Origin of the sequence: Mesorhizobium sp. XAP4 (genome assembly GCF_029269325.1) — a bacterium.
Taxonomy (GTDB): Bacteria; Pseudomonadota; Alphaproteobacteria; order Rhizobiales; family Rhizobiaceae; genus Mesorhizobium; species Mesorhizobium ciceri.
On sequence record NZ_JARIXW010000006.1, the window covers coordinates 181,220 to 198,253 of the forward strand.

Below are 17,034 nucleotides of genomic sequence, written 5' to 3' on the forward strand. Positions count from 1 at the left end.
AATGACTGACTATATCATCGTGGGCGCCGGTCCTGCCGGCTGCGTTATGGCCAACCGGCTGAGCGAAGATCCCAGCAATTCGGTCCTGCTGCTGGAAGCCGGCGGCAAGGACTGGCACCCCTACATCCACATGCCGGCGGGCTTCGCCAAGATGACCAAAGGCATTGCTTCCTGGGGTTGGTCGACCGTGCCGCAAAAGCACATGAAGGACCGCGTCTTCTGGTACACGCAGGCCAAGGTCGTCGGCGGCGGCTCGTCCATCAACGCGCAGATCTACACGCGCGGCAATGCCCGCGACTACGACGCCTGGGAGAAGGAAGAAGGCCTCGCCGGCTGGGGCTATCGCGACGTGCTGCCCTATTTCAAGCGCGCCGAAAACAACCAGCGCTACGCCAACGACTTTCATGGCGACCAGGGCCCGCTCGGCGTGTCCAACCCGATTTCGCCGCTGCCTATCTGCGAGGCCTATTTCCGTGCCGGCCAGGAGATGGGCATCCCCTTCAACCCGGACTTCAACGGCGCTGCCCAGGAAGGCGTCGGCTACTACCAGTTGACCCAGAAGGATGCCCGGCGCTCGTCCGCTTCAGTCGCCTATTTGAAGCCGATCCGCGCCCGCAAGAATCTGACCGTCCGAACCGATGTGCTGGTGACGCGCATCGTCGTCGAGAACGGTCGCGCTATCGGCGTCGAGGTGGTCGACAGGCCGGGCGGCGAGAAGAAAATCCTGCGCGCCGAACGCGAGGTGATCGTCTCGTCCGGCGCCATCGGCTCGCCGAAGCTCCTGATGCAGTCGGGGATCGGCCCCGCGGACCATCTGAAGTCGGTCGGCGTGACGCCGGTGCATGACCTGCCCGGCGTCGGCTCCAACATGCAGGACCATCTCGATTTGTTCGTCATCGCCGAATGCACCGGCGATCACACCTATGACAACTACGCCAAGCTGCACCGCACGGCCTGGGCCGGTCTGCAATATCTGCTGCTGAAGAAAGGCCCGGTGGCCTCCAGCCTGTTCGAGACCGGCGGCTTCTGGTACGCCGACCCGACCGCCGCCTCGCCCGACATTCAGTTCCATCTCGGCTTGGGATCCGGCATCGAGGCCGGCGTCGAGAAGCTGAACAATCCAGGTGTCACCCTGAACTCGGCCTTCCTGCGGCCGCGCTCACGCGGCACGGTGCGGCTGAAGAGTGCCGACCCGGCCGACCACCCGCTGATCGATCCGAACTACTGGTCCGATCCCTATGACCGCGCCATGTCGATCAAGGGGCTGCGACTGGCGCGCCAGATCATGCGGCAGAAGGCGCTTGCCCCTTACGTGCTGCGCGAAGTGCTGCCCGGGCCGTCGCTCGCCAGCGACGACGAGCTGTTCGACTATGCCTGCCGCACCTCCAAAACCGACCATCACCCGGTTGGCACCTGCCGCATGGGCCATGACGACATGGCCGTGGTGACACCGGATCTGCGGTTGCGCGGCATCGAGGGCCTGCGCGTTTGCGATGCCTCGGTGATGCCGCGCGTGCCTTCATCCAACACCAATGCGCCGACAATAATGGTCGGTGAAAAAGGAGCCGATCTGGTCCTCGGCCGCGAGCCGCTGCCGCCGGCGGTGTTTTCCGGAAACCGGGCTGCTTAGCCGCTGAGGAGCAAGACATGATCAGGCACTGTGTTTTCGCTAGATTTCGCAATGATGTCGACGCCGCCGAACGCACGGCGATCCATGCCGATCTCGAAGCGCTGCGACAGGTTATCGACGGCATGGACGCCGTAAAATTCAGCGCCAATGTCAGCCCGGAGCCGTTCGCACGCGGCTTCACCCATGGCTTCACCATCGACTTCCGCGATGCTGCCGCGCGCGATGCCTATCTTGCGCATGAAGCGCACCAGCGCGCCGGCGCACGCCTGGTCGCTGCCCTGGAAGGCGGCACGGACGGGCTGATGGTGTTTGATCTCGAAATCTAGACTCACCATCAAGCCACGATCGAGTTCATCGACAGATGGCACCGGTCGCTCCTCATTGCACCTCAGCGGGCGTTCGATCAAATGAGCCGCGCGAAAAAGTGACCACCGGTCTTCCCTGAACTGGCTGATAATTCCTCACATCGATGATAGTGGAGGAGGAAGATTTGCCCCTTAATTCGCAGCAGAAGAAGACCGTCCTCGCCTCGTTCCTGGGCTGGACGCTCGATGCTTTCGATTTCTTCCTTCTGACATTCCTGCTCACCGATATCGCGACCGAATTCCACGCCGACGTGCCCGCGGTCTCCAAGGCGCTGTTCCTGACCTTGGCCACACGCTTCATCGGCGCGTTCTTCTTCGGCATGCTTGCCGACAAATACGGGCGCAAGCCGATCCTCATGCTCAACATCGTGAGCTATTCGGTGATCGGCGCGCTGGCCGCCTTCTCGCCCAATCTCGGCATCTTCCTCGCCCTGCGTGCGCTGTTCGGCATCGCCATGGGCGGCGAATGGGGGCTTGGCAGTTCGCTGGCCATGGAATCCATTCCGCCGAGCGCACGCGGCATGGTCTCCGGCATCCTGCAATGCGGCTATCCGGCCGGCTATCTGCTGGCGGCGGTGGTCTATGGCCTGCTCTATCAGCAGACGATCGGCGGCTACACGATCGGCTGGCGCGCCATGTTCCTGCTCAGCTTCGTGCCGGCGCTGATTGTGCTCTTCATCCGCTCGCATGTGCCGGAATCGCCGGCCTTCGTCGAAGCGCAGAAGACGGCTCGACCGGGCATGTGGGAAACCCTGCAGAAACACTGGGGTGTCGCGCTCTATGCCGTCGTGCTGATGATGTTCTTCAATTTCTTCAGTCATGGCACGCAGGACCTCTACCCGACCTTCCTGAAGAAGCAGCACGGCTTCGATCCGCATACGGTGAGCTGGATCACCATCGTCGCCAATATCGGCGCCATCGTCGGCGGCCTGGCATTCGGCGCGCTGTCCGAAAAGATCGGCCGCGTCAACGCCATCACGCTGGCCTGCCTGATCGCCTTGCCGTCGATCCCGCTATGGGCCTACTCGACCACGCCGTTCATGCTCGCCATCGGCGCCTTCGTCATGCAGGTCGCGGTCCAGGGCGCCTGGGGCGTCATCCCCGTGCACCTCAACGAGCTTTCGCCCGGGGCGGTGCGGGCGACCTTGCCCGGCTTTATCTATCAGGCGGGCAATCTCGCCGCGTCCTATGGCGGCCCCTATCAGGCAGGAATCGCGGAAAGCGCCGGAGGCAGCTATGGCTATGCCCTGGCGCTGTTCGCAGGCGTGGTCGCCATCTGCATCATCGTCGTCATACGTTTCAGTCCGGAACGACGTGGCCAGTTGATGACCGTACTCAATTAGGGTCGAAATCAGCCGAGCCTGAGCGCAACGACACCGGCGACGATGCTGAGCGCGGCGGCACCGCGCCAGCCGGTCATTTTTTCGCCGAGAGCGAAGACCGAGATCATCATGGCAAACAGGATCGAGGTTTCGCGCAGCGAGGCCACGGAGGCGATCGGCGCCTTGGTCATCGCCCACATGACGATCCAGTAGGCGGCGCCGCTGAGCACGCCCGTGAACAGTCCTGCCTTCCAGTCGCGCGCCAACACCGGCAGCGCCTTCGGCCCGCGGAAGATGAGGCACAGCACCAAGGCGCCAAAAGCATCGCAGATGAACAGCCAGGCTGCATAGCTCTGCGCGGTTGCCGCCAGCCGTGCGCCGCTGCCGTCGGACAGCGTGTAACTGGCAATGAAGATGGAAGTGCCCAGTGCGAAGCCAACCGCGCGCAGATTGAGTTTTTCCAGATGTGCGCCGCCACGAAACGACATCACCAGCGTGCCGGCCGACAACAGGAAGATGCCGAGCATGGCGAACGGGCCGGGAATCTCGGCAACGACGAACATGCCGCCAAAGGCCGAGAGCAGAGGTGCGGTGCCCCGCGCCAGCGGATAGGTCTGGGCGAAATCGCCGGCCTTGTAGGCGCCGATCAGGAAGGTGCGGTAGCCCATGTGGAAAATGACGGAGGCGATGATGTAAGGCCACACTTCCGCCTTCGGCACTTCGACGAAGGGCAGCACCACGAGTGCCGCCGCGCCCATGCCGAGCGTCATCAGCGTGATCGACAGGAAGCGGTCGAGATGGACCTTGACCAGCGCATTCCAGATCGCGTGCATGGCAGCGGCGGCAAGCACTGCGAAAAAAACGAAAAGCGTCATGTGGCAATGCCGGGCGTTTCCAGGTCGATGTCGACCCGCAACGGAAAATGATCCGACGCAACCTCGCCGATATCGGCACCGATCGAACGCACCCGCCCGGCGAACATGCCGCCGACGAAGCAATGGTCGAGCCGGCGCTTTGCCAATCTGCCGTCGATGGTCTTCACATGGGTGTGGAAGTCCGAAACCGGCTCCTCGGCAACAGCGGCGGCATCGACGAAACCGCTGAGATAGGCGGCACCCCGATGGTAGGGCGTGCTGCCGACGATGCGGCGATATTCGGCGCTGCCCGGCTCCATGTTGAAATCGCCCATCCAGATCGCCGCCAGCGGGTTTTCCGGCTCCGCTTCGCCGCTGGTCCAGTTGCGCGTGGGCTCGTCGTCGACGCCGCTCCACGGCCCGCCGTCGGACGGTGCCCGGCGATGCTCGGCCAGGAGATAGTCGATCTGCTCCAGCCGCTCCTCGGCCGCGATATGGGCGAGATGCAGCGACAACACCCGCACCGGCCCTGCCGGCGTGCGGATCATGCATTCAAGTGCTGCATTGCGGGTGTTGAGCGGCCGCAGCGTGCGGCGCATCGGCAGCGCATGCAGCCGCGACCAGACGATCGGCAGTTTCGACAGCACCATGGTGCCGAACTGGCGGCGCCGGTTGACCAGGCGGCCGTCATGCCGCTCGCTGGCGTCCATGTCGAAGGCCGGGCCATAGACCCAATGATAGTCGGGCAGCAGGCTGGAAAGCAGTTCCGGCTGATCGTCGAAATTGCTGCGTTGCCAGTGACGCTCGACTTCCTGCAGTGCAATGACGTCGGCGCCGGCAACGATGCGCGCGGCGCGCGAAAGATCGTAGCGCCCGTCGCTGCCGAACCCGTACTGGATGTTGTAGCTGACCAGCTTCATTGCTTATCCGGCTCAATTTCGTGTTGGCAGTAGCGGTTCGATGCCGCGGTTGCAATGTGCAGGAGAATGGACCTGGCTTGGACCAGCCTTGCCCCTGACCGGGATCATGCACCGATCCCGAAGCACTTCGGTATCTTCCGTGCGCCGGAAAACGGCGTGCGATGCCTCAAGTATTCAGCGGCTGGAACCGGCCGGGTGGCGACGCGGCCAGTTCGGTCCAGTCGATCTCTTCCTCAAGGCGATGATAGGCTTCGTCGCCAATCGTCCCATTGCGGCGCAATTCCTCCAGCGCGTCGCGCTGGCTCTTGATCGCATAAAGACGCAAGCGGTCATATTCGGTCGCCGCCTGGGCATCGTCGGGGTTTTTGGCGATCTTGCGTTGAGCGGCATATTGCTCGCGCACCGCGGCCGCCGCGTCCGATGTCTTGCCGCTCAATATGTCGAGCGCCGCCTGCATGACCACAACGCGCGCCTGCGCAACCTCGCGGTCGACCGTTTCGTCAGGGTTGAGGTTCAAAAGGCGCAGCAGCGGCTTCAGGCTCATGCCTTGCAGCACCAGCGTGCCGAGGACGACCGTGAAGGCAGCGAGCACGATCGGGTCGCGGGCCGGGAATTCAGCCGGCAGGGCGAATGCCGCCGCAAGCGTCACCAAACCGCGCATCCCGCACCAGCCGATCAGCACGCCGCCACGAAACGACGGAGCGTCACGCTGACGATCAGCCACGCCGAAACGGTCAAACCACCTGATGATCGCGCCGCACCCCAGAACCCAGACGAAGCGTGAGACGATGACGATGGCGAGCACTGTCCCGGCCAGGACGAACGCATCGGTCTGCCCCTGCCCGGCAAGCCGGCCGACGATCGTACGCGCCTGCAGGCCCATCAGCACGAAAGCCAGAACATTGAGCACGAAGACCGCCGTTTCCCAGACGGAATAAGAGCTGATGCGGTTTCTGGCCGGCATGCGGCGCGGCGCGGTGCGGGCGATCGTCATGGCATAGACGACTATGGTGATGATGGCCGACAGTCCGATCCTGTCGGCCAGGATCCAGACCCCGAACGTGCCGGCAAATTGCACCACAGTGCCGCTCGCCGGGTCCTCGATCCGGCCCAGCGTCATCAGAGACAACCGGCCAAGCAGGTAGCCGGCCGCAAGACTGCCGAGCGTGGACAGCAGGATCATCGGAACGGCGCTGCTCAGCAGAATGGAGCCTGCTGCCGCAGAAATCGCCATTCGGTAAATCAGCAGCGCGGTGGCGTCGTTAAGCAGGCTCTCGCCTTGCAGAATGGCAGTGATGCGATGCGGCACCTTGAACTGGCCAAGCACGGCCGATGCCGCAACCGCATCGGGCGGCGCCACGATGGCGCCAAGCGCTATGGCCGCGGCAATCGGCAGACCTGCCATCGCCCAGCCGGCCAGCGCCACCGTCGCTGTCGTGAAAAGGACGGCACCAAGCGCCAGCAGTACAAGCGGCACCTTGTAGCGGTTGAGATCGCGCAGTGACGTGTCATAGGCGGCGTCGAGCAGCACCGGCGCGATGAACAGGGCAAGCGCCAGTTCCGGGTCGATCTCGATGGTCGGCACGCCAGGCACGAAGGCGATGGCCACCCCTGCCAGCGCCAGCAAAGAGGGATAAGGAACCTGCACGCGCCGGGACAGCGCCGTCAGCGCAACGGCGATCAACAGCAGAACGAGTGTCAGTTCGAAAAGAACCATGGCCTCTTATAGCCGGGAAGCGAGATTCTGGCAGCGGCAAAGCGGCTGGAAATTGTTGATTGCCCGGCAAGCTCGAGCCGGCAGAAAATACCTCGAATTGCTTCCTGACAAATCGCCGTCCACACCGACATTGAAATCATCTGATATGGGGCTCGCTTAAACGCGGACTTCCCTGCACTGCAGCCCATGCCACGCGGGCGGAAGCATCCTTCCCCCTTCGCTAACCGGGATACAGCCATTCATTCCAAACAAGCGCAGCAGCCTAGTGCAGCACGAGCATATCGCTCGAAGAAAACGAGATCTCGGCCTTCTCACCAACTGCGGGGGGCGGCGTTGCCGGGCTGTTGAACGTGTCGAGCGAGACCGTGTTGCCGCCGATGCCGACACGAACCCGGATGACCGATCCGAGGAAATGCACTTCGGAGATTTCTCCGGATAGGCTGGAGTCACGGCCAGGCTGGCGGCCCAGCGAAATAGCTTCCGGACGCAGCGCCAGGGACAGCGTGTCGCCCGACTTGGAACCGTTGAGCTTGCCCTTGAGCGAGACCTGTTCGGAATTGACCCGCACCGTGCCCGCGGCGGCATCGGTGACGGTGCCTTCCAGCACATTCAGCGTGCCGACGAAATTGGCGACGAACTTGGTTGCCGGCCGGTTGTAGATCTCGAATGGCGTGCCGACCTGCTCGGCCTTGCCGCCATACATGACGGCGATGCGGTCCGAGATCGACAGCGCCTCTTCCTGGTCGTGCGTGACGAAGATGGTGGTGATGCCGAGCTTCTTCTGGATCGACCGGATTTCCTCGCGCAGCGACACGCGCACCTTGGCGTCGAGCGCCGACAGCGGCTCGTCGAGCAGCAGCAGCTTTGGCTTCGGCGCGATGGCGCGGGCTAGCGCGATGCGCTGCTGCTGGCCGCCCGAGAGCTGGTAGGGATAGCGATCCGCCATCTGCGGCAGCTTGATGATGCCGAGCATCTCGGCGACGCGGGCATCGATGTCCGCCCTCGGCATGCCGGCGACCTTCAAGCCGAAGCCGATATTCTGCGCCACGGTCAGGTTCGGGAACAGCGCATAGGCCTGGAACACCATGCCGACATTGCGCTGGTTGGGCTTCAGTCTCGTAATGTCCTTGCCGCTGACGACGATCGTGCCCGCGCTCGGCTCCTCGAAACCGGCAACCATGCGCAACACCGTCGTCTTGCCGCAGCCGGATGGCCCGAGGAAGGAGACGAATTCGCCGCGCTCTACGTCGAGATTGAAATCCTCCACCACCGTGGTGGCGCCGAAAGATTTTCGAACGTGCTGGATGGAGAGGAATGGGTCGGCCATGGCGTGGTTCTCTCGATCAATTTGGGCGGTTCGCCGATTTCGGCGCGAAGCGGGACAGGATCTGGATCAGCGACATGCAGCCCCAGGTGATGGCGAAGGCGATCACTGCAAGGGCTGCGGGCTCGTATGCACGGTTGGCGCCGATGTTCTGCAGATACGGGCCGAAAGCCGGACGGCTGAGCAGGCTGGCCATTGTAAACTCGCCAATGACGATGGCGAAAGTCAGGAATGCGCCGGACAGCACCGCGATCAGCACATTGGGCAGGATGACGCGGGTGATGATGGTGCCCCAGCCCGCACCCAGAATTTGCGCGGCTTCGGTCAGCGTACGCACATCGATGGTGCGCAGACCGGTGTCAACGGCCCGATACATGTAAGGCAGAGACAGCGTCGTATAGCCAATGACAAGCAACGCGTTCGCACCCCAATTGCTTGCCAAGAATGGCAGCGGCGAGTTCGAGCCGTACATCCTGATATAGCCGAAGACGATGACGATTGCCGGAATGACCAGCGGCAAAAGGGTGATGAATTCGACGATTGGCCTGAGCTGAGGCAGACGCAGCCGGATCCAGTATGCCGCCGGCACCACGATCAGCACCCCCAGGATAATGGTGCAGAGGGCAGCGATGACTGAAAAAAGGAAAGTTGACTGGAAGCGCGCGTCTCCCAGCACGACTTGATAGGCGTCGAAGGAGTGGACGCCGCGCCGCATGCGCAGCGAGAACTCGACCGTCGCCATCAACGGAATAAAGAAATAGGCAGCCCCGACAACAAAGACGACCCAGGCCCAGAACTTACCCGACTTCATTTGAGCCACCTTTCGGACCGAGTCCGAAACCAGATGTAGAAGACATTCGCAAGACCGGTGATGACGATCATGCCAAAGGCTATGGCATAAGCGAGTTGCGGGTTGTGCAGCACGTCGCCATTCATCTGCGAGTAGAGCTTGATCGGAACGATATTAAGCGTCGGACCGGCAAACGCATAAGCGGTGGCGATGGCGCCGAAGGCGTTCGCAAACAACAGGATGACCGTACCGAGAAAACTCGGCCATATCACAGGGACGACAACCATGCGCCAGTACTGCGCCTGCGTGGCACCGAGCGTGGCCGCAGCCTCGCCCCACTCCTTCTTCAAGCCGTCGATGGCTGGCACGATGATGACCACCATCAGGGGAATCTGAAAGAACAGATAGACCGCGATCAGGCCCGTTGTGGTGAGAAAATTGAAGCCCATCGCGTAAATGTTGATGTTGAGCACGTCACGCAGAAGCGTCGTGACGATACCGACGCGGCCGAGCGTAGCCAGGAACGCGAAGGCGAGCGGCAAGCCGGCAAAATTCGAGGCGACGCCCGAAAACGTCAGGGTCGCGGAGCGCGTCCAGCTTGGCAGTCCGCCGCGCACAATCGCGATCGCGATGGCGAGCCCGGCAAACGCCCCGATGATGGCCGACCAGAAACTGATCTTGATCGAAGACCAGTAGGAATTGCTGATCGACGGATCGCTGACCAGCTGCAGAATATTGTCGAGCGTGAACCCGCCTTCACCGTTCCGGAAGGCTCCCACGACGAGATAGAGCGTGGGCAGGATCAAGAACATTAGGGCAAAGATGAAGAACGGCGCCACGCCGATCCATTGCGTTGGCAAGCGGAAGGCGGTCGCCTCCTTCGGCGGCACCGGCTTGGTGGCGAATGCCTGATTTGAAAGCGAGAGATCGGTCATGCGCCGGCTACCGTCTTCGAGGAAGGACCGGGCGGCCTCGCGGCCGCCCGGTGGATTTCAAGTCTTACTTGACGTTGGCGCCGACAGTGGCGTCCCAGTTCTTGCTGATAGCTTCCTTGGCCTTAGCCTGCTCGTCGAGCGACGGGAACGCGGCCGAGGCATAGGATTCCGCCGGCGGCAGCTTGGCCAGCACGTCCGCCGGGATCTTGCCGTTCTTGGCGAGATCGTTGAAGCGGATCGGGTGGCAATAGCCCTTCAGCCAGCCGATCTGGCCTTCGTCGGAGTAGAGGTATTCCATCCACAGCTTGGCTGCATTCGGATGCGGCGCGTAGGCGCTGATCGCCTGCACGTAGACGCCGGCGACGACGCCGGTCTTCGGCACGATGACGTCGACGGGCGGGTTGCCCTTCAGCGTGTCGCGGCCGGCGAGCGCGTTGTAGTCCCAGTTGATCAGGATCGGGGTCTGACCCTGGGCAAGCGTTGCCGGCTTGCCCACGACCGGAACGAAATTGCCGGCGGCGTTCAGCTTCTTGAAGAAGTCTAGGCCAGCAGTGCCGGCAGCTTCACCGGCTGCGGCGCCACCGGAAAGGCCGGCGGCGTAGACAGCCTGGATGGCCTGGTTTGAAACGCGCGGATCGCCGGCAAGAGCGACCGCGTTGGCGAATTCCGGCTTCAAGAGGTCGGCCCAGTCGGTGGGCGATTCCTTGATCAGGTCCTTGTTCACCATGAACGACAGAACGCCGTAATAGTCGCCGTACCAGAAGCCGTCGGCATCCTTGGCGCTGTCGGGGATCGAGTCCCAGGTCGACACCTTGTAAGGCTGGATCAGGCCATCGGCCTTGGCGGTCGGGCCGAAGGACAGGCCGACGTCGATGACGTCGGGCGCCTGCGGGCCCTTGTTGTCCTTGTTGGCCTTGATCGCCTCGACCTCGTCGCCGGAGCCGGCGTCGGGGTTGAGTTCGTTGACGGTGATTTCCGGATACTTCGCCTTGAAACCTGCGATGACATCGCCATAGCCGCACCAGTCATGCGGCAGCGCGATGGTGGTGAGCTGGCCTTCCGCCTTGGCAGCCTTGACGAGATCGTCCAGCGAATCCGCGGACGAAATCACCGTCGACGCGAAAAGCGCCGCGGCCGAAAGGGAAAGCACTTTCCCCGTGAACTTGAACATGTGTTCTCTCCGTTGAACTGACGCCGTTGGACGCCTGCGATGCGGTATCGTTTTCATGTGACAGCCAGATGAAAGCTTTGTGAAAGCGGCTGCTCGCAGTGCGAAAAAGTAAACTCTTTTTAACCTGATGTAGCAATCGCTCCGCGATTCTTTTTCCGGCTAACTAGTTTGTGCCTTGCCCGTCATCCTCCCCCTTGTTTTCATAGCCCCTTTTCAGATCACTTTGCGGCGCGGAAAACGCCTCAGACCGTGCCGGCAATGGCGTTTTCGAGCAAGGTCAGCGCCGCCTTCTTGGTCAGCTTGACCGGGTTACCGCCGGCGGTCGGATCGACCACCGCCATGTCGGCGATCAGCGCCTTGCGTTTCTTGTCCATGTCGAGCCCCTTGATAAGGCCCGGCAGCGCATGCGGCACCTTCAATTCCTTGCGCAGCTTGATAATCGCCTTGGCGAACCCGTCGAAGCCGCCCTTGATGCCGCAATAGGCGGCGAGCCGGCCGATACGCTCCTCGATGGAGTCACGGTTGAAGGCGAGCACATAGGGCATGAACACCGCATTGGTCATGCCGTGATGGGTGTCATAGAGCGCACCGACCGGATGCGACAGCGAATGGATGGCGCCGAGCCCCTTCTGGAAGGCAGTGGCGCCCATGGCGGCGGCGCTCATCATGTGGGCGCGCGCGACGAGATCCCTGCCGTTGGCATAGGCCTTCGGCAGGTTCTCGAAGACCAGCCTCACACCTTCGACGGCGATGCCGTCGGCCATCGGATGATAGCCCGGCGCGCAATAGGCCTCGAGACAGTGGGCGAGCGCATCCATGCCGGTGCCGGCGGTGATGAAGCCGGGCATGCCGACCGACAGCTCCGGATCGGCAATGACGATTGCTGGCAAAAGTTTCGGATGGAAGATGACCTTCTTGGTGTGCGTCGCCTCATTGGTGATAACGCCGGCGCGGCCAACTTCCGATCCGGTCCCGGCGGTGGTGGGCACGGCGATGATCGGCGCGATGGCGTCCGAATTGGCGCGCGTCCACCAGTCGTCGACATCCTCGAAATCCCATACCGGCCTGACCTGCCCGGCCTGGAAGGCGATCAGCTTGCCGAGATCGAGCGCCGAACCGCCGCCGAAGGCGATGACGCCGTCATGCTTGCCCTTCTTGAACACGGCGATGCCGGCCGTCAGATTGGACTCGACCGGGTTAGGCCTGACCTCGGAGAAGACGCCGTAGGGAACCTTGGCGTCGTCGAGTATCTTCAGCGTCGAGGCAACGACCGGCAGTTTCGCCAGTCCAGGGTCGGTGACGAACAACGGCCGCTTGATGCCGGTGGCCGCCAGCACCTCAGGCAATTCCTTGATGCGGCCGGCGCCGAAGCGGACGGTGGTGGGGTAGTTCCATTTGGAGATCAGCTTGGACATTTTTGTCTTTCAATAAATCAGATGGCTTCGCGCAGATGGAATGATTTCGGCCGGGTCAGATTGTCGTAGCCGATGGCCGACAAGCCCGCACCCTTGCCGGTGTCCTTGACGCCGGTCCAGACCAAGGCGGGGTCGAGGTAGTCGCAGCGGTTCATGAACACCGTGCCGGTCTCGACGCGGTTGCCGATCGCCACGGCATGCTCGGTATCACGCGTCCAGATCGAAGCGGTCAGCCCGTAGGGACTGTCGTTCATCAGCGCGATCGCCTCTTCGTCGTTGCGCACCTTCATGATGCCGACGATCGGGCCAAAGCTTTCCTCGCGCATGACGCTCATCTGATGATCGACTTCTGTCAGCACCTCAGGTGCCAGATAAGGCGAACCAGCCTTGTCGTTAGCCACCTTCATGTTGATGTGCGCCTTGGCACCCTTGCGCAGCGCTTCCGCCTTCTGTTCACGGATCAGGTCAGCAAAGCGCGCTTGCGCCATCGGTCCCATCGTCGTCGCCTGGTCGAGCGGATTGCCGACGACATAGTTCTTGGTCTCGGCGATGAAGCCTTCGACGAATTCGTCATAGACCTTCTCGTGCACATAAACGCGTTCGATGCCGCAGCAGCACTGGCCGGAATTGTAGAAGGCGCCGTCGACCAGATTGGCGACCGCATGATCCATCTTGGCGTCGGGCAGCACATAGGCCGGATCCTTGCCGCCAAGCTCGAGGCCGAGCGTCATGAAGGTGCCCGCCGCCGCTTTTTCGATGGCGCGGCCGCCGCCGACCGAACCGGTGAAATTGACGTGGTCGATCTTGCCCGAGCCGAGCAGCCTTTCGGTCTGGGCGTGGTTCAGCACGACATTCTGGAACACGCCCTTGGGCAGGCCGATCTTGTCGAAAGCCTGCTGAAAGCGCTCGCCGACCAGCAGCGTCTGCGCCGCATGCTTCAGGATCACGGTGTTGCCGGCCATCAGCGCCGGCACGATGGTGTTGACGGCGGTCAGATAGGGATAATTCCACGGCGCGATCACCATGACGACGCCGAGCGGGTCTTTCTTCACATAGCGGCGGAAACCGTCCTTGGGGTTGGAGGCCGGCACCGATTTGAGCGCCTGCTCGGCGATCTCGACCATGTAGTTGGTGCGTTCCCTGACGCCGCCGAATTCGCCGCCATAGCGCACGGGGCGCCCCATCTGCCAGGCGATCTCCGGCACGATCTCGTCGGTCATCGCGACCAGCGCTTCCAGCATAGCCAACATGTACTTGCCGCGCTCGACGATAGGTGTCTCAGCCCACTTCTCTTGCGCCGCCTTGGCGCGTTCCACTGCGGCGTTGATCGCCTGGTCTGTAGCAATCGGCCGCTCGGCATAGATCGAGCCATCGACGGGGGTAATGAGTTTGACCGTCTCGGTCATTTTGTAAGTCCTCGTATTCTACAACAAAATCGTATGGCTTGGCGCTGCCCCTCATCTGCCTGCCGGCAGCCTCCCCCACGGGGAAAGGCTAAGAGTGAAGGGGTGGCGCCGACGAACCGCCGATACCTAATACCGCTCGAAACCTCTGTGCAGTTCCCAATCCGTAATCCGGCGGTCGTATTCGAACTGCTCCCACTTTGCGGTGTGGACATAGTGTTCGAGCACATCCTCGCCGAGCGCCTGCTTGAGCATCTTCGACTTCGCCAGCGTGTCGGTGGCATCGCGCAGCGTCTTCGGAATCTCCGGCAGGCGAGATGCCTGATAGGCATCGCCGACGAACGGCTTCTGCAATTCCAGCTTTTCGTCGATGCCGGCAAGGCCGGCGGCGATCAGGGCTGCGAAAGCAAGATACGGGTTGAGGTCGGCGCCACCGATGCGGCATTCCATGCGGATGCCCTTGGTGCCCTCGCCGCACAGGCGGAAGCCTGCGGTGCGGTTGTCTTCGCTCCACATGATCTTGGTCGGCGCGAAGGTGCCGGCCTGGAAGCGCTTGTAGGAGTTGATATAGGGCGCCAGGAACCAGGTGAATTCCTTGGCGTATTTGAGCTGGCCGGCGGCCCATTGCTGGCCGAGTGTCGACAGCGTCCAGTCGGCCTTTTTGTCGAAGAACAGCGGTGTCTTGCCGTCGGCGCTCCACAGCGAATTGTGGATGTGGCTGGAATTGCCGGCGAGCCCGTAATTATACTTGGACATGAACGAAATCGCCTTGCCCTCGGACTCGGCGATTTCCTTGGCGCCGTTCTTCAGGATGACGTGGCGGTCGGCCATGTCGAGCGCCTCGGCATAGCGCACATTGATCTCTTCCTGGCCAGGACCCCACTCGCCCTTGGAATTCTCGATCGGAATGCCGGCCGCTTCCATTTCGTTGCGAAGCCGGCGCATGACGCCTTCTTCCTTGGTGGTGATGCCGATCTGGTAGTCGCCGATATAGGGCGATGCGGTGTCGAGACTTTGCCAGTGCTTCTTGCGGGCCGAATCGTAGGTCTCGTTGAACAGATAGAATTCGAGCTCGGATGCGAAATAGCCGATATAGCCGCGCTCGCTCAGCCGCTTGACCTGCTTCTTCAAGATGGCGCGCGGCGAATGCGGCAGGTCGTCATGCGTGTGGTGGTCGAGCACGTCGCAGATCACGAGCGCGGTCTTTTCCAGCCAGGGAATGCGCCGCAGCGTGGCGAGATCCGGCTTCATGACGAAATCGCCATAGCCCTTCGACCAGCTCGCCGCCTTGTAGCCCGGCACCGGCTCCATATCGATGTCTGCGGCCAGCAGATAATTGCATCCATGCGTTTCGTCATGCGCGGAATCGACGAAGTACTGCGCCAGGAAGCGTTTTCCCGCCAGCCGTCCCTGCATGTCGACGATGCAGGCCAGCACGGTGTCGATCTCACCGCTGGAGACCGCTTTCTTCAACTGATCGAACGAGAAATTTCCGGCCATTCCTTTGGCACTCCAGCGCTTGGGCTTTGAATGAGTTGAACGAAACCATGGCCGGCACGATGCCGGCCATGGCCATGATGGTCGAGGTCAGTGGCCGGTTTCGCCGACTGCCTGTTCGGCCGCCTTGATGGCCGCCTGACGCGCCGCAATGATGTCGCCGAGCGGCGGCCCCTGGAAGCGGCGCTTCTCGAAGCCGAACCAGACGACTGCCGTCAGGATGAAGAAGCCGACGGTGATGTAGAGCGCCCAATCGTTCGGCGGCTGGATGCCGATGATGAAGATCAGGATCATTGAGACGATCGACAGGAAGGCGAACAGCATGAACACGCCGCGCCCCATGTTCCAGGGACCCATCTTGTCCCACTTCGGCGTGCCCCAGGCGAGCATGCCGAGCACGATCGGCACGGTGAAGGAGAGGAACAGGAAGATGACGGTGCAGGAAACCACGATGGTGTAGGCCGAAGTGCCTGCGACCGAAACCAGCGTCGAACCCCAGACGAACAGCACCGACAGGATCGAAGCCGTCCAGATCGCCGCCACCGGCGTGCGGTAGGTCGGGCTGACCTTGGCGAGTGCCGCCGAACCCGGCAGGCCGCCGTCACGCGAGAAGGCGAAGATCATGCGCGAGGCAGACGTCACCGTGGCAAGGCCGCACAGCAGCTGTGCGACGAACACGACGAGGTAGACGAACTCCTTGATGCCGGGGCTTACACGCTGGTCGAAGGCCCAGAAGAACACGTTCCAGCCCTGCTTGGCGGCATCGTCCATGTTCGGGATCATCAGCACGAAGGCGGCCAGGAACAGATAGCCGAAAACGGCCGACCAGATCACCGACATGACCATGGCGCGCGGCACGGAAGAAGCCGCCTTGATGGTTTCCTCCGAGGTGTGCGCGGAAGCGTCATAACCGGTGATCGTGTAGATCGGCAGCAACAGTCCGAGCGCGAACACCCAGGCATTCGAGACGGATGGCCACACGCCGGCGCCTGCGTCCCCGGAATAGTTCTTGAAGGTGAAGAGACGGCTGAAATCCCAGGTCTCAGCGGAAGCCAGGCAGACGATGGCGATCAGGATCGAGCCGAAGAAGATGAGATAGCCCGAGAAATCGGTCAGCTTCGCCGTCAGCTTGATGCCGAGATGGTTGATCAGCGCCTGCGCGCCGGTGATGATGATCAGAAAGATCATCTGGTTTGTCAGCGTGCCTTCGATTCCGAGCGTCGGGCCGAAAGCGCCGATGAAAAACGTCCAGGTGCCGACATTGATGGCGCCGAGCACGGTGATCAGGCCGAGCAGATTGAGCCATGCGGTGACCCAGCCGGTGCCGCGGTTGCCGAGGATCGAACCCCAGTGATAGAGGCCGCCGGCCGTCGGATAGGCCGAGCTGATCTGCGACATGGCGACCGCAAAGGTCAGCGAAACGAAGCAGCCGACCAGCCAGCCGATGCCGATGCCGATGCCGCCGGCGCCGGAGGTGGCCTGGGCCAGCGAATTGATGCCGCCCGACAGGATGCAGATGATGGAGAAGGAAACGGCGAAGTTCGAAAAGCGACTGAGGCGCCGCTCCAATTCCTGGGCATAGCCCATGCTGTGGAGGTGCTTTACGTCCTCCGCCTTGTCAACTTCAGTATAACCCGGTGCTGCCATTTTAGTGTCCCCTGTTGGTTTTCGGGTCGGGATGAGATCCCGCC

Annotated in this window: 14 protein-coding genes; 3 read left to right on the forward strand and 11 right to left on the reverse strand. The window is 62.2% G+C overall.

Annotated elements, in window-relative coordinates; genetic code table 11:
* Window position 1: 1 nt before the first annotated feature.
* The 3 genes from P3C39_RS24745 (at window position 2) to P3C39_RS24755 (ending at window position 3,338) form a co-directional block, all read left to right on the forward strand.
* Entirely contained in the window at window positions 2–1,630 is a 1,629-nt protein-coding gene (locus P3C39_RS24745; RefSeq protein ID WP_224675302.1) for a choline dehydrogenase, read from the forward strand.
* Between the two features lie 17 nt (window positions 1,631–1,647).
* Window positions 1,648–1,956 (forward strand): Dabb family protein, encoded by a 309-nt coding sequence (locus tag P3C39_RS24750; protein WP_127369605.1) that lies wholly within the window; start codon window positions 1,648–1,650, stop codon window positions 1,954–1,956.
* A 164-nt stretch (window positions 1,957–2,120) separates the two neighbouring features.
* Window positions 2,121–3,338: an MFS transporter gene (locus tag P3C39_RS24755; RefSeq protein ID WP_024502755.1), complete on the forward strand. Its 1,218-nt coding sequence runs from the start codon at window positions 2,121–2,123 to the stop codon at window positions 3,336–3,338.
* A gap of 8 nt (window positions 3,339–3,346) precedes the next feature.
* On the opposite strand, the gene P3C39_RS24760 is transcribed toward P3C39_RS24755, so the two are convergent.
* The 11 genes from P3C39_RS24760 to P3C39_RS24810 all read right to left on the reverse strand — a co-directional run bounded on the left by P3C39_RS24760 (window position 3,347) and on the right by P3C39_RS24810 (window position 16,990).
* Complete coding sequence (locus tag P3C39_RS24760; protein ID WP_013529691.1) at window positions 3,347–4,192, reverse strand: EamA family transporter; 846 nt, start codon at window positions 4,190–4,192, stop codon at window positions 3,347–3,349.
* A complete protein-coding gene (locus tag P3C39_RS24765) occupies window positions 4,189–5,091 on the reverse strand; it encodes an endonuclease/exonuclease/phosphatase family protein (protein WP_275954482.1) in 903 nt (300 codons plus the stop codon). Before P3C39_RS24765 ends, P3C39_RS24760 begins: the two co-directional genes overlap by 4 nt.
* A gap of 166 nt (window positions 5,092–5,257) precedes the next feature.
* Complete coding sequence (locus P3C39_RS24770) at window positions 5,258–6,808, reverse strand: sodium:proton antiporter (RefSeq protein WP_027161381.1); 1,551 nt, start codon at window positions 6,806–6,808, stop codon at window positions 5,258–5,260.
* 262 nt (window positions 6,809–7,070) lie between these two features.
* Window positions 7,071–8,135: an ABC transporter ATP-binding protein gene (locus tag P3C39_RS24775; protein ID WP_013529688.1), complete on the reverse strand. Its 1,065-nt coding sequence runs from the start codon at window positions 8,133–8,135 to the stop codon at window positions 7,071–7,073.
* A gap of 16 nt (window positions 8,136–8,151) precedes the next feature.
* Complete coding sequence (locus P3C39_RS24780; protein ID WP_013529687.1) at window positions 8,152–8,943, reverse strand: ABC transporter permease; 792 nt, start codon at window positions 8,941–8,943, stop codon at window positions 8,152–8,154.
* Complete coding sequence (locus tag P3C39_RS24785) at window positions 8,940–9,734, reverse strand: ABC transporter permease subunit (RefSeq protein ID WP_275954587.1); 795 nt, start codon at window positions 9,732–9,734, stop codon at window positions 8,940–8,942. Before P3C39_RS24785 ends, P3C39_RS24780 begins: the two co-directional genes overlap by 4 nt.
* A 187-nt stretch (window positions 9,735–9,921) precedes the next feature.
* Window positions 9,922–11,028, reverse strand: a complete 1,107-nt coding sequence (locus P3C39_RS24790; RefSeq protein ID WP_013529685.1) for an ABC transporter substrate-binding protein — start codon at window positions 11,026–11,028, stop codon at window positions 9,922–9,924.
* Window positions 11,029–11,270: 242 nt separating this feature from the next.
* Window positions 11,271–12,443 (reverse strand): iron-containing alcohol dehydrogenase, encoded by a 1,173-nt coding sequence (locus P3C39_RS24795; protein WP_013529684.1) that lies wholly within the window; start codon window positions 12,441–12,443, stop codon window positions 11,271–11,273.
* Window positions 12,444–12,460: 17 nt separating this feature from the next.
* Window positions 12,461–13,849 carry an aldehyde dehydrogenase family protein gene (locus tag P3C39_RS24800; protein ID WP_063168962.1) on the reverse strand — a complete coding sequence of 463 codons (1,389 nt, stop codon included), beginning with the start codon at window positions 13,847–13,849 and terminating at the stop codon, window positions 12,461–12,463.
* Window positions 13,850–13,975: 126 nt separating this feature from the next.
* Window positions 13,976–15,346 carry a glutamine synthetase family protein gene (locus tag P3C39_RS24805; protein ID WP_024502759.1) on the reverse strand — a complete coding sequence of 457 codons (1,371 nt, stop codon included), beginning with the start codon at window positions 15,344–15,346 and terminating at the stop codon, window positions 13,976–13,978.
* Between the two features lie 87 nt (window positions 15,347–15,433).
* On the reverse strand, window positions 15,434–16,990 hold the full coding sequence (locus P3C39_RS24810) for an amino acid permease (RefSeq protein ID WP_013529681.1): 1,557 nt from the start codon (window positions 16,988–16,990) through the stop codon (window positions 15,434–15,436).
* Window positions 16,991–17,034 lie beyond the last annotated feature (44 nt).

Coding starts and splice junctions, on each gene's coding strand:
- P3C39_RS24745 (WP_224675302.1), top strand. CDS start 2: ATGACTGACTATATCATCGTGGGCGCCGGTCCTGCCGGCTGCGTTATG.
- P3C39_RS24750 (WP_127369605.1), top strand. CDS start 1,648: ATGATCAGGCACTGTGTTTTCGCTAGATTTCGCAATGATGTCGACGCC.
- P3C39_RS24760 (WP_013529691.1), bottom strand. CDS start 4,192: ATGACGCTTTTCGTTTTTTTCGCAGTGCTTGCCGCCGCTGCCATGCAC.
- P3C39_RS24765 (WP_275954482.1), bottom strand. CDS start 5,091: ATGAAGCTGGTCAGCTACAACATCCAGTACGGGTTCGGCAGCGACGGG.
- P3C39_RS24770 (WP_027161381.1), bottom strand. CDS start 6,808: ATGGTTCTTTTCGAACTGACACTCGTTCTGCTGTTGATCGCCGTTGCG.
- P3C39_RS24775 (WP_013529688.1), bottom strand. CDS start 8,135: ATGGCCGACCCATTCCTCTCCATCCAGCACGTTCGAAAATCTTTCGGC.
- P3C39_RS24780 (WP_013529687.1), bottom strand. CDS start 8,943: ATGAAGTCGGGTAAGTTCTGGGCCTGGGTCGTCTTTGTTGTCGGGGCT.
- P3C39_RS24785 (WP_275954587.1), bottom strand. CDS start 9,734: ATGTTCTTGATCCTGCCCACGCTCTATCTCGTCGTGGGAGCCTTCCGG.
- P3C39_RS24790 (WP_013529685.1), bottom strand. CDS start 11,028: ATGTTCAAGTTCACGGGGAAAGTGCTTTCCCTTTCGGCCGCGGCGCTT.
- P3C39_RS24795 (WP_013529684.1), bottom strand. CDS start 12,443: ATGTCCAAGCTGATCTCCAAATGGAACTACCCCACCACCGTCCGCTTC.
- P3C39_RS24800 (WP_063168962.1), bottom strand. CDS start 13,849: ATGACCGAGACGGTCAAACTCATTACCCCCGTCGATGGCTCGATCTAT.
- P3C39_RS24805 (WP_024502759.1), bottom strand. CDS start 15,346: ATGGCCGGAAATTTCTCGTTCGATCAGTTGAAGAAAGCGGTCTCCAGC.
- P3C39_RS24810 (WP_013529681.1), bottom strand. CDS start 16,990: ATGGCAGCACCGGGTTATACTGAAGTTGACAAGGCGGAGGACGTAAAG.